This window comes from Streptococcus varani, assembly GCF_001375655.1.
In the GTDB taxonomy this organism is placed as follows: domain Bacteria; phylum Bacillota; class Bacilli; order Lactobacillales; family Streptococcaceae; genus Streptococcus; species Streptococcus varani.
In genome coordinates this window covers 22,371-34,432 of record NZ_CTEN01000005.1, presented here as the reverse complement: position 1 = coordinate 34,432, position 12,062 = coordinate 22,371, and the positions used below count along the sequence as shown (strand labels likewise).

Annotated in this window: 11 protein-coding genes; 7 read left to right on the top strand and 4 right to left on the bottom strand. The window is 39.8% G+C overall.

What is annotated here, in order from left to right; genetic code table 11:
- Positions 1-247 precede the first annotated feature (247 nt).
- The 4 genes from lysS to BN1356_RS10960 all read right to left on the bottom strand — a co-directional run bounded on the left by lysS (position 248) and on the right by BN1356_RS10960 (position 4,174).
- Positions 248-1,747 (bottom strand): lysine--tRNA ligase, encoded by a 1,500-nt coding sequence (gene lysS, locus BN1356_RS10975; RefSeq protein ID WP_093651477.1) that lies wholly within the window; start codon positions 1,745-1,747, stop codon positions 248-250.
- A 127-nt stretch (positions 1,748-1,874) separates the two neighbouring features.
- Positions 1,875-2,348, bottom strand: a complete 474-nt coding sequence (locus tag BN1356_RS10970) for an aminoacyl-tRNA deacylase (protein WP_093651435.1) — start codon at positions 2,346-2,348, stop codon at positions 1,875-1,877.
- Complete coding sequence (locus BN1356_RS10965; RefSeq protein ID WP_093651434.1) at positions 2,345-3,187, bottom strand: DUF368 domain-containing protein; 843 nt, start codon at positions 3,185-3,187, stop codon at positions 2,345-2,347. Before BN1356_RS10965 ends, BN1356_RS10970 begins: the two co-directional genes overlap by 4 nt.
- Positions 3,188-3,322: 135 nt before the next feature.
- On the bottom strand, positions 3,323-4,174 hold the full coding sequence (locus BN1356_RS10960) for a glycoside hydrolase family 25 protein (RefSeq protein WP_093651433.1): 852 nt from the start codon (positions 4,172-4,174) through the stop codon (positions 3,323-3,325).
- Positions 4,175-4,297: 123 nt separating this feature from the next.
- Here BN1356_RS10960 and BN1356_RS10955 point away from each other — a divergent pair, with 123 nt between their 5' ends.
- From BN1356_RS10955 to BN1356_RS10925, 7 genes are all read left to right on the top strand, one after another.
- Positions 4,298-4,813 carry an ECF transporter S component gene (locus BN1356_RS10955; RefSeq protein WP_093651432.1) on the top strand — a complete coding sequence of 172 codons (516 nt, stop codon included), beginning with the start codon at positions 4,298-4,300 and terminating at the stop codon, positions 4,811-4,813.
- Positions 4,782-5,159, top strand: coding sequence for a DUF4430 domain-containing protein (locus tag BN1356_RS10950; protein WP_245620345.1), 378 nt, complete (start codon positions 4,782-4,784; stop codon positions 5,157-5,159). The genes BN1356_RS10955 and BN1356_RS10950 overlap by 32 nt, the downstream gene beginning before the upstream one ends.
- A gap of 148 nt (positions 5,160-5,307) precedes the next feature.
- Positions 5,308-6,099, top strand: a complete 792-nt coding sequence (locus BN1356_RS10945) for a transposase (RefSeq protein ID WP_245620344.1) — start codon at positions 5,308-5,310, stop codon at positions 6,097-6,099.
- Between the two features lie 288 nt (positions 6,100-6,387).
- Positions 6,388-7,599: a cell division peptidoglycan polymerase FtsW gene (gene ftsW / locus BN1356_RS10940; protein ID WP_093651431.1), complete on the top strand. Its 1,212-nt coding sequence runs from the start codon at positions 6,388-6,390 to the stop codon at positions 7,597-7,599.
- Positions 7,600-7,636: 37 nt separating this feature from the next.
- Entirely contained in the window at positions 7,637-10,333 is a 2,697-nt protein-coding gene (gene ppc / locus BN1356_RS10935; RefSeq protein WP_093651430.1) for a phosphoenolpyruvate carboxylase, read from the top strand.
- Positions 10,334-10,435: 102 nt separating this feature from the next.
- Positions 10,436-10,933 carry an RNA polymerase sigma factor gene (locus tag BN1356_RS10930; protein WP_093651429.1) on the top strand — a complete coding sequence of 166 codons (498 nt, stop codon included), beginning with the start codon at positions 10,436-10,438 and terminating at the stop codon, positions 10,931-10,933.
- Positions 10,917-12,002 carry an anti sigma factor C-terminal domain-containing protein gene (locus tag BN1356_RS10925; RefSeq protein ID WP_093651428.1) on the top strand — a complete coding sequence of 362 codons (1,086 nt, stop codon included), beginning with the start codon at positions 10,917-10,919 and terminating at the stop codon, positions 12,000-12,002. The genes BN1356_RS10930 and BN1356_RS10925 overlap by 17 nt, the downstream gene beginning before the upstream one ends.
- The last annotated feature ends 60 nt before the right edge of the window (positions 12,003-12,062 follow it).

Here is a 12,062-nt window from a genome sequence, read left to right as displayed (position 1 = left end):
GATTTTGCTTGCACACTTGTTACTTTATCCCAAAAACTATTCCATCTTTCTTATGGAAATTCAAATTTCACATTATTAATTAGGATTTGATGGAGATACTCTTTTTATTAAAGTAAATGAAGTTACAATGAATGTAAAAAGTCTAGAAGATTCAAAATCATAAGATTGGTGAAGGTAAGAAGTGTCAATTAATTCAAAATAAAACCCTGTAATTCTGTCAACAAGATTACAAGGGATTATTTTTTGTTTACAAATTCTTCATGGTAGGGAAAAGCAATACATCGCGGATGGTGGTTGTATCTGTTAAGAGCATAACCAAGCGGTCAATACCGATTCCAAGTCCACCTGTTGGTGGCATACCATATTCAAGAGCTTCGATGAAATCATAATCAATGCCGGTTGCTTCATCATCTCCCAATTCTTGTGCTTGTGCTTGTGCTTGGAAGCGAGACAATTGATCGATAGGATCATTAAGTTCTGTAAAGGCATTGGCGTATTCTTTGGTCATGATGAAGAGCTCAAAGCGGTCTGTGAAACGTTGGTCCTCATCATTTTTCTTAGCCAATGGTGAGACTTCTACTGGATGCCCATAAACAAAAGTTGGTTGCAAGAGGGTTTCTTCTACAAATTCTTCAAAGAAGGCATTGATGATATGGCCAACAGAAGTGTAGTGTTTTTCCAGTGGAACTTTCTTTTCTTTAGCCAAAGCCACGGCTTCTTCAAGACTCATTTGGGTCCAGAAATCAATGCCAGTAATTTCCTTGATGGCATCAACCATATGGACGCGTTTGAAAGGTTCGTGAATGGCGATTTCCACACCCTGGTAGTTGATTGGGCCATTTCCCTTAACAGAAGCAGCGGCATGTTGGATGATACCTTCTGTCAAATCCATGATATCTTGGAAATCAGCATAGGCTTGGTAGGCTTCGATAGAAGTGAACTCAGGGTTGTGAGTAGCATCCATCCCTTCATTACGGAAGATACGACCGATTTCATAGACACGTTCCATTCCACCTACAATCAAGCGTTTCAAGTGCAACTCAGTAGCGATACGAAGGACCATCACAATGCCTTGGGCATTGTGATGGGTAATGAATGGACGAGCGGCAGCACCACCAGCTTCATTATGAAGAACAGGGGTTTCGACTTCCAAGAAATCAAGTCCATCCATATAGCGACGGATTTCTGAAATGATTTTAGAGCGAGTGACAAAGCGGTCGAAACTTTCAGAATTGGAAATCAGGTCTAAATAGCGTTTGCGGTAGATGGTTTCCACATCGGTTAAACCATGGAATTTTTCAGGAAGGGGACGAAGGGCTTTGGACAAGTGGGTTAATTTAGTCGCCTTGATAGACAACTCTCCCATATCAGTCCGCATAATTTCACCTTCTACACCAAAAAAGTCACCGAGGTCAGCTTTTTTAAAGAGTTCATAGTTTTCATCGCCGACAGAATCCTTACGAACATAGATTTGGATTTGGCCTTGGCGGTCTTGAATATGGGCAAAGCCGGCCTTCCCTTTTCCGCGTTTGGTCATGAGACGACCAGCAATAATGGCTGTTTCAGCCAAATCATGTAAGTCTTCTTTGGACTTATCTGCATATTTTTCTTTTAATTGTCCAGAGTTTTCTGTGCGTTCAAATCGTTTTCCAAAAGGATCAATGCCTTGAGCAGCAAGGTCAGCCATTTTTTCGCGACGGACCAGTTCTTGATCATTTAATTCTTCAATGTGATGATGATTAGACATAAAAATTTTCATTCCTCCAAAGTCTGCTAGACCTATTTTATCACAGATGGTTGAAAAAATCAGCAATCTTAGCATAAGAATAGAAAAAAATGATAGTCTGTTTTTCAACGGAACTATCACCTTTTTCTTATTGACATAAGTCAGCAAAGCTAGCTTTTACAAAGTCTGCTAAGACTTGACTCTTGATGCGAATGGAACGGCCAACTTCCCCAGCTGAGACAATCATATGACCTTTGTCCAAAGCCGACTGGTCAATATAAATAGGATAATTATGTCTTTGACGGATGCCAATAGGGTTGTTGGCGCCGTGTACATAGCCGGTTGTTTTTTCTAAATCTTTTTGGGCAATCATGGACACTTTTTTATTGCCAGAAATCTTAGCTAATTTTTTCTCAGATAGTTGCTGGCTAATGGGTAAGATACCAATGACTGGACCGGTCTTATCGCCCATTAAGGCCAAGGTTTTATAGATATCTTCCTTTTTGATATCGTCAGGTAAGTCGCCTGTTAGGGCATTGAGGCTAAGCGAGTCATGATCGATCATGGCCTTATCTAAGATTTGATCAACCAAGGTTTTCTTGATTTTAGCTTTCTTACTCATTTGTATTTTTCCTCAAGCTTACTCATCCACAGTCCCAACCAGATACCAAGGACAAAGAGAAGAAGAGCTGAGATCCAGGTAAAGATACCTGCACCAGCATAAGAGATGGCTTCCTCACTGCTAGCATTTGGCAAAAGGATGAGAATGGTAGAGGAAAGAACGATTCCGATGATAAAATGATAGACACGTGAATGGTAGTGCTCTAAAGCATAGTCCATTGCTTTTGAAAAGGACAGCATTGCAATAAGTCCACCGATGGCAATGGGCAAAAATGTCCCCATCAAGTCTAGACTTTTAAACCCAGTCAACATTGGTGAATAGAGACCTAAAATTAATAATAAATTAGAAGGACTGAGTCCCGGTACCAAGATCCCCAAAGCAATGAGAGCTCCAGCTAAAACAAACCCTGCGAAGCCAGCTGGAATCGTTCCGACTAGTTGATTCAAAAAATAGAGAAGTAGTCCCGAGACGATAAAGGTCCCAAATAACCAAGTAAGATCGATAGCATTTCGAGATGATTTCCGGGTTGATTCTTTCACTAGACTAGGGATAGTTCCAATGATAGCGCCCGCAAATCCCCAAAGGACAGGCACTTGATAGTGCTGTAAGAGAAATTCCACTGGAAAGGAGAAGAGAGCTATCCCTAAGATTCCACCGATTCCAACAGGAATAAAGAAGAGAACATTTTCAATAAAGTTTTCACGAATATGGGCCAAGAAGCGGATGATGCGTTCATAAATACCTAGAATAGCAGCTAAGACCCCTCCTGATACACCAGGTAAAATAAATCCAAGGGCGATAATCATTCCCTTGATGATTCTTGCAATCCAAGAAGTCATAAGTTCCTCCAAAAAAATGTGATGCCATCATTATATCATTTTTTCAGAGGATAACAAAGATGACAAGTAATGGAGAAAAACGAACATCAAAAAGCCATCTCTTAGCATGAAGAGATGACCTCTAGGAGTGACCGATTAATCTGGAACGGTAAAGAGTTTTTGGTAGACTTCATTTGGATCTTTAAGGGTTGTAATGATGTTCAAATCCAAGGCATGCTTAAAGCCATTGAGGCGACCTTGAGAAGTATATTGGTGCAAATCATAGTTTAAATCGGTATTTGGAGCAGCATTGTAGTAGCCCGAATCTGTACCATAGGTAGGGATCCAAATAGCATCAAAATTATCAGCAGAGATGCTATGCTCGTCCATAAAGTAGGTGCCGATATAGAGCCCGATATTTTTAGCACCTAAAGAAGACAATTTGGCACGAAAAGCTTCGACACCTGCATTCATGTCTTCCATCGTTTTTTCCTCTACATCCAACCAATAGAAAGTTGGTTGGTATTTATAGGAGGCTTCGTAAAAACTAACCGCTTCCTCTTCCATTGATTTGATACTGTTGCCCGTCACATAAGCATAGACTGCCACAGGTATATTTCTAGCTTTGAATTCTTGGATATGAGTTTTGTAAGATTTATCCAAACCATTTTTATAAGAGGCAGCATTGTCTTTCTTGGTATGCGAACCGCTCTGGACACGAACAATAGCACCGGAAATATTTTGGGAAAGGGTATCGTAATCAATTTCGGAAGGTAGTTGCCAGCCGGAAACATCGATGATAGGCTTCATTTCTAAAGCATTATCAATATGATAGGTACTAGGACTAGCGGTTGAAGGAGGAGGTGTGGAAGGACTATTGGTTTCTGTAGTAGATGGATCTGTGCTTCCATTTGTAGCTTCTTGGGTCAAACCTCTTGTGAACAGGATTAGGCTAACAAATAAGAAGAAGAAAGCAAAGACAAATACAGGTTTTAATTTCTTTCTCATCGAAACTATTTTAACTTAATTCATAAAATATATCAAAGGAATTGTATGCAGATATTTCTTGACAGAAAAAATAGAATAAGATAGAGTAGAATAGTGGTGAATTTACAGAAAGGTACTTGCTATATGACAGCTAAAAGAATGAGTCGCATTGCCATTCTGGCAGCTCTCTGTATTGCTTTGCGATTAGGTTTTGCCTACTTCCCGAATATCAAACCGGTGACTGCTTTTTTTCTTGTTAGCCTCATTTATTTGGACTTAAAAGATAGTATCTTAGTCATGGCTCTGACCATGTTGGGCTCCAGTCTAATTTTTGGATTTAGCCTGGTAGTAGTTTGGCAGATTTTCAGTTTTGCGATGATTATGCTAATCTGGTACTATATCCTTCTACCTCTGACCAGAAGGCTAAAGAAAGCTATCGTTTTTCAAAGTATAGTGGCTGGCCTCATAACCTTTACCTATGGATTTTGGATTAGTATTCCAATTGCCTATCAATTCGGGGCCAATCTCTATATTTATTGGTTGAATGGTTTTTTTTTTGATTTACTTCATGCTATCTCAACGGCTCTCTTTTACCCCATTATTGATCAATTATTTAGGAGATTTTATTATGATGAAAAAACTATTAGTAGCTCTGACTAGTCTTTTGACAATCCTGGTCTTAACAGCTTGTCAAACTAGCACAAAACCTACTGAAAATTCAGCAGATATGGTATCTGTTACCCTCAGTGTAGTTCTTGAGAAGGATACCCTTAGCAAGGAAGATAGTTTTAAGGAGGGAACTACAGTCCTTGATGCCTTGAAAGCAAACCATAAGGTCGAAATAGATGCTGGTATGGTAACCTCTATTGACGGAGTTAGCCAGGATGCCTCCAAAAATACCTATTGGATGTATACGATTAACGGAGAGTTAGCGCCAAAAGGCGTAGAAGAAATGACTCTTTCACAAGGTGACAAGATTGAATTTTACTTAGAAAAATTTGAATAGCAAGAGTTGGATAGTTTTTCTATCCCTCTTTTTTTCTTTTACTATAATGGTCTCGAATCATTCCCCTTTTTCTTGAACTTAGATTTATCAAGGTTTAAGGATCACCTAAAAAGAAAAATCGCCACGGTCTGTAGCGATTTTTCCCTTTATGAGCCATCATTCAACGTCAAAGCGTTATAATAAGCGATCTGATCTGGATGCCGATTTCACTTGTAAAGAAAGACATGGTAAAAATGGGTACGTGAAAAAAGAAAATTACTATGGATTTCGCTGTCATCTCATCGTGGATGCCCATTACGAACTCCCGATTGCCTGGGAAGTGACACCTGCTTCAAAGGGGGAACAGACTGTCGCTAAGAAGATGATTAGTCACCTAAGTGAGAAGGTTTTAGACAGAGCTCAGTATCTGATGGCAGATCGCGGTTACAGCGGTGAACCGCTTCAACACCTCTTAGAGGATGCGGATATTCTCCCTATTATTGATGCACCTCATCGATGGAAAGAGGAGGAAACACGACAATATTTAGATACTGATATTGTCTATAACCAGTCAGGTCAAGTCTTCTGGGTAGATGATCAATGTGAAGAAATAGAGTTATTGTATAAAGGTTATGATAAATCCTGTGATAGTCTGCGTTATGGCTTTCACCCACAATACCAAGATGATCGGATTTTTCGCTTGAAAAGGAGTTTTGAACCCATTATTTTTAACAAAGTTGGACGAGCTAGTCAGAAATTTAAGCGACAGTACAAGAAGAGAACTTCTGTGGAGCGGGTTAACGGAAGATTGGACAGGGATTTTCGTTTTGAGAATCATACCATTCGAGGCCTGAAGAAGATGAGGTTAGCTATCAGTATGAGTTTTCTTGTCATGATTGGCTTTGCCCTGGCAAAGTTGAAGACTGGAAACCAAGCGCATCTGGCGAGTTGGGTTGTTTAAAAAATCCCTCCACTTACAAGGGCCAAGTGCGCCCTTTTTTCAAGATTAGCTTTGAAATGACTAGTCAAGGTTAGAAAAATACCATTCTGCGGACAAGTTCACTCTCCATTCTTTTTAAAAATATACGAAATTATGAGAAAAAGGCAACAAGGGGAATGGTTCGGTCTCTTTTAGTCTTCGTCCAGATGGAGATTTTATGGTATAATAGTAATAATATTCTAAAAATTATCGTGACTGCCCCAAAATAGGTCTTAACATAAGCCTTTTGAACAGTTACCAGGAGAAAAAATGAAGATTGCTAAAAGGCATTTTTTAAATTATTCAATACTCATACCTTATCTCATGTTATCCATTATTGGTTTGATTATTGTCTATTCAACAACCTCAGCTCTCCAAATCCAAAGTGGTGGAAATCCTTTTCGCTCGGTAATGAATCAAGCTCTTTTTTGGCTGATCAGTTTAATTGGGATTTTCCTTATCTACCGTATGCGACTCAGTTTTCTTAGGAAGAGCTCAGTTGTTAACATTGTCATTCTCATTGAAATTGGTCTCTTGATTTTGTCCCGTTTTTTTACTCAAGTCAATGGAGCCCATGGTTGGATTCGCTTTGGTGGGATTAGCTTGCAACCGGCTGAGTATCTCAAACTCATCATCATTTGGTTTTTGGCCCAAAAATTTGATATGATTCAGTCTGATATTGGAACCTATGACTATCAGGCTTTAACTAAGGGAAGATGGATGCCCAACCGACTCAATGACTGGCGGATCATTAGTATGGTCTTTCTTATTTTGGTAGCAACACTGCCAGATTTGGGAAATGCAACCATTGTTGCCCTCATTATTGTCATTATGCTCTCTGTTAGCGGCATCGGCTATCGCTGGTTTTCAACGGCCTTGATCGCAATCGTTTCGGCCTCAACTCTGCTTTTAGGTTCGATTTGGCTGATTGGTGTGGATGTGGTAGCAAAGATTCCCATTTTTGGTTATATCGCTAAGCGCTTCTCGGCTTTCTTTAATCCCTTTAAAGATGCGACGGATGCCGGCTTGCAGCTGGCCAATTCCTATTATGCTATGAGCAATGGTGGCTGGTTAGGACTTGGCTTAGGAAACTCCATTGAGAAAAAGGGATACTTACCAGAGGCTCACACAGACTTTGCCTTTTCTATTGTGATTGAGGAATTGGGTTTAGTAGGAGCTAGCTTGATTTTAGCCATTCTATTCTTTCTTATTTTACGAATTATTGTGGTTGGTATTCGTGCACGAGATCCTTTCAATTCTATGATGTCCTTAGGTATTGCAGGTATGCTCCTGGTTCAAGCCTTTGTCAATATTGGTGGGATTTCAGGATTGATTCCAGCCACAGGAGTAACTTTCCCCTTCCTGTCGCAGGGAGGCAGTAGTCTCTTAATTATTTCCGTCGGTATTGCCTTTGTTCTTAATATTGATGCCCACGAGCGTCGCCTTCTTTTAGAAAAAGAAATTGAAGAAACCTTCCATTAGCATGATCTTGATCTAGCAAATATAGAGAGGAAACTATATGTCTATTCAAAAACTCGAAAACTACAATAACAAAGATGCTATCCAAGAAGAAGTGAGGATTTTAACAGATACACTGGAAGATGTGGCACGCCAACTGATTCCAGGTGAGACCTTTGATAAAATTCTTGCTTTAGCTGATTTATCCATTGAAGACAATTATCATGAATTGTTAACGATTATTGCTACCCTGACCAATGATGAACTGGCTGTTATTTCTCGTTATTTTGCAGTTCTTCCACTCTTGATTAATATCTCGGAGGATGTTGATTTAGCGTATGAAATTAACTACAAAAACAATGCTGGTGAAGATTATCTCGGGAAATTATCTTCTACCATTGATTTAGTAGCTAGTCGTGAGGATGCGGCTGAAATCTTAGAGCACTTAAATGTGGTACCTGTTCTGACAGCCCATCCAACTCAGGTTCAACGTCAGTCTATGTTAGAGTTGACTCACAAGATTCACAATCTTCTTCGTCGCTATAGAGATGTTAAATTAGGTCTCATGAACAGAGACAAGTGGTTAGATGAACTACGTTGTTACATTGAAATCATTATGCAAACCGAGATGATTCGGGAGCGAAAACTAAAGGTCAGCAATGAGATTAGCAACGTCATGAACTACTATGAAAGTTCTTTCATCAAAGCGGTGACTAAATTGCAATCCGAGTACAAACGCTTGGCATCTGAGAGAGGGATTGATCTTCAACATCCGCTGCCGATTACAATGGGTATGTGGATTGGGGGCGACCGTGATGGGAATCCATTTGTTACTGCAGATACCCTTAAATTATCAGCATTTACCCAAGCTGAAGTTATCATGAATTATTATGACGAAAAATTGGACAGTCTGTACCGGACCTTTTCACTGTCAACTGCTATTGTTGATGTCAGTTCAGAGGTATTGGTTTTAGCTGATTTGTCAGAAGATAGCTCAGTCTATCGCGAACATGAACCCTATCGTCGTGCTTTCCATTTCATCAGGATGAAGTTGGAAAACACCAAGCAATACTTGATTGAAGATAAAAAATTAGAACCTCGCTATGCCAATGTCAAGGAGTTCCAGTCAGATCTCTTAGCCATCAAATCCTCCCTTGAAGAAAACAAATCAACGGCTCTTATAAAGGGTGAATTTACGGAATTGCTGGAAGCTATTGAAGCTTTTGGTTTTTACCTTGCTAGTATCGATATGCGTCAAGACTCCAGTATTCACGAAGCAAGTGTTGCAGAGTTGTTGGCGACAGCTCAAGTGGTAGAAGATTACAGTAAGCTGTCGGAAGAGGCTAAGTGTTACGTCCTCCTTAAGCAATTGCAGGAAGATCCACGTATCTTATCTGCAACCCATGCTCCCAAATCTGAGCAATTGCAAAAAGAATTGGCTATTTTCCAAGCAGCTCGTGAACTCAAGGACAAATTGGGTGAAGAAGTCATCAAGCAACACATTATTTCTCACTCAGAAAGTGTATCGGACTTGCTGGAGTTGGCAGTTCTCCTCAAAGAGGTAGGGCTTGTTGACACAGAAACAGCCCGGGTGCAAATTGTTCCTCTCTTTGAAACCATCGAAGATTTGGACAATGCATCAGACATTATGCGACGCTATTTGAACCTGGATTTAACTAAGAAATGGATTGCTGGCAATCGGAACTATCAAGAAATCATGTTGGGGTATTCAGATTCCAATAAGGATGGGGGCTATCTGTCATCCGGTTGGACTCTCTACAAGGCTCAAAATGAATTGACAAAAATTGGAGAAGAATTTGGTATTAAAATTACCTTCTTCCATGGTCGAGGGGGGACAGTAGGCCGTGGAGGGGGCCCATCTTATGATGCTATTACTTCACAACCTTTCGGTTCCATCAAAGACCGCATCCGCTTGACTGAACAAGGTGAAGTCATTGGTAATAAATACGGAAATGTTGATGCTGCTTACTATAATTTGGAGATGCTGGTTTCAGCAACACTTGATCGCATGGTCACTCAGATGATTACAGATCCTGAAGAAATCATCAATTACCGTGCAACGATGGATGATATTGTAAGCCATTCCTATGATATCTATCGGGATTTGGTTTTCAAACACCCTCATTTCTACGACTATTTCTTTGCTGCTAGCCCGATTCGTGAGGTATCTAGCCTTAATATTGGATCTCGCCCTGCAGCTCGTAAAACCATTACGGAAATCTCAGGACTCCGTGCCATTCCTTGGGTCTTCTCATGGTCTCAAAACCGGATTATGTTACCAGGTTGGTATGGGGTGGGTTCGAGCTTCAAAGGCTTTATCGATCAAGCACCGGAAAATCTGGAGAAACTACAGACCATGTATGAAAACTGGCCATTCTTCCGTTCGCTTCTCTCTAATGTAGATATGGTCCTATCTAAATCTAATATGAACATCGCCTTTGAATATGCTAAGATGGTTGAAGATGATGATGTTCGCGATGTTTTCAATATCATCTTGGATGAGTGGCAGTTGACCAAGAATATCATTCTACAAATTGAAAATCAAACGGAACTTTTGGCTGAATTACCATCATTGAAAGCCAGTCTTCATTATCGTTTGCCCTATTTCAATGTGCTTAACTATATCCAAATCGAACTGATCAATCGTCTCAGAAAAGGCGAATTGAGCGCGGATCAAGAGAACTTGATTCATATTACTATCAATGGTATTGCAACAGGTTTGCGTAATTCAGGTTGATCATCTTCAAAAAAACTTGGGACTATCCTAAGTTTTTTTCTTTATCTGTAACCAAAGTCTTTGTTTATTCGTTATACTAGTGAAAGAAGGAGAGGTGAGGCCATGAGGCTGGACCAATATGAAAAAGAATTGGTTGCCATTGCGGAAGAAATTGACTACTATCTCATGAAATCTGGCGCCAGTAAAGAAGATAGTTACGATGTCACACAAGATGTTCTGGTTAAAATATTGGAGAGCAACTTGGTTCTCCCGCTGGAAAAAATCAGGGCCTGGATGTATCGGGTAGCTGTTCGAACCTATATCGATACCTATCGGAGGGAGAAACGCTATCGAGAAATTCTGCAGAGGGAATTTTTTCGACAAGAGCTGACACGCTATGACCAAGACAATGGAAGCGAACTCTATGACCTTGTTTTAGAGTTGGCTACTTCCTATCGACTGGTAATCGATCTCTATTACTTTCAAGGATTCTCTGTAAAGGAAATCAGCCATATCCTAGGTTACTCGCAAGCCAAGGTTAAAGTCACTCTTATGCGGGGCCGCAATAAACTAAAAATAATGATAAAAGAAAGAGGGTTAAGCCATGAAGAACTTATCTAGTTTTGAACAAATCGCCAAGAAAAATAAGCGCAAACATGGATTGAAATTGGTTGTAGGTAGTTGCCTGTTGGCACTAATTGCAATAGCAGGAATTTACTACTCCTTGGAAAAGTTAGCCAGCAAGAACGCAGAAAAAGCGATGGAACATTACATGAGGCTATCTGAAATTGCTTATCCCAATATTGACTATATTTCTTGGGGCTATCAGGCGACATCTCATTTTTCAGGAAATTTTTACTCCAATCGGGTTAAGGATATTGACGGTATCATGGTTCCTTTCGAAAAATATACTGGAAACTACTCGCTTCTATTAACTTATCCCTTGAATCAGGATGAGCATTTAAAATCAGGAGATGGAGGAAAATCAGACTATACTTATGGAGGGGTACAAAAAATCCCGATTTTCTATAATAAAAATGCTAAAGAGCCAGTCTACTTAAAATCAACTCATGATTTGGACTTTATTCCTCAGATGTCAGGGCAGGCAGTAGAAGTAGCGATAACATTCGATAAGCCCTATACTTTGGCTGAAATTGAGAAAAAAGTACCTGATAATCTAAAACTCAATTGGATTTGGATTGGTCAGGATAATGAGGTAGATTTTAGTCGTGATTTAGCCAATCAGTTCGGATTTAGGCCCTATTTTGATAGAGGATTAGAAGCTGAAGAGCAAGCAGCACTTAATAAAGAGATAGAGGAAACTATGCACAATGATCCTCAAGCAGATATCTCTGCTATATATGAAAAATATAAAAAGAAAATCCAAGTGAATCCGCTAGAAGGAATGCAAAATAGTTTTAGTGTTTTCCAAGATAACCTAAAGAAATTCTTAGCAGCTGGTTATGGTTTTACCTCTACAACAGGAGCAGATGGAAAAACTTATTCAACCGATCAGTACCTCAAAGATTATTTGGAGGCTAATCAAGATCCAAAAACGGCTACATTCGCCGGGGTCATCCTAACCGGCCGTGCAGAAAATTTTGCACAATTGGAAAATGCGGACTGGATTTATGCTTCTAATATCGGACAGAGCGTCCAAATTCAACCATATCATCAACTAGAAAAGTAAGATTCTAAAGGAAAAGACACAAAACACTTGCAATTTCGCTGTAATTTGATAGAATGGTAA

Excerpts from the sequence above, each read along its gene's own strand:
- lysS (WP_093651477.1), bottom strand. The coding sequence starts at position 1,747 with ATGTCTAATCATCATCACATTGAAGAATTAAATGATCAAGAACTGGTC.
- BN1356_RS10970 (WP_093651435.1), bottom strand. The coding sequence starts at position 2,348 with ATGAGTAAGAAAGCTAAAATCAAGAAAACCTTGGTTGATCAAATCTTA.
- BN1356_RS10965 (WP_093651434.1), bottom strand. The coding sequence starts at position 3,187 with ATGACTTCTTGGATTGCAAGAATCATCAAGGGAATGATTATCGCCCTT.
- BN1356_RS10960 (WP_093651433.1), bottom strand. The coding sequence starts at position 4,174 with ATGAGAAAGAAATTAAAACCTGTATTTGTCTTTGCTTTCTTCTTCTTA.
- BN1356_RS10955 (WP_093651432.1), top strand. The coding sequence starts at position 4,298 with ATGACAGCTAAAAGAATGAGTCGCATTGCCATTCTGGCAGCTCTCTGT.
- BN1356_RS10950 (WP_245620345.1), top strand. The coding sequence starts at position 4,782 with ATGATGAAAAAACTATTAGTAGCTCTGACTAGTCTTTTGACAATCCTG.
- BN1356_RS10945 (WP_245620344.1), top strand. The coding sequence starts at position 5,308 with ATGAGCCATCATTCAACGTCAAAGCGTTATAATAAGCGATCTGATCTG.
- ftsW (WP_093651431.1), top strand. The coding sequence starts at position 6,388 with ATGAAGATTGCTAAAAGGCATTTTTTAAATTATTCAATACTCATACCT.
- ppc (WP_093651430.1), top strand. The coding sequence starts at position 7,637 with ATGTCTATTCAAAAACTCGAAAACTACAATAACAAAGATGCTATCCAA.
- BN1356_RS10930 (WP_093651429.1), top strand. The coding sequence starts at position 10,436 with ATGAGGCTGGACCAATATGAAAAAGAATTGGTTGCCATTGCGGAAGAA.
- BN1356_RS10925 (WP_093651428.1), top strand. The coding sequence starts at position 10,917 with ATGAAGAACTTATCTAGTTTTGAACAAATCGCCAAGAAAAATAAGCGC.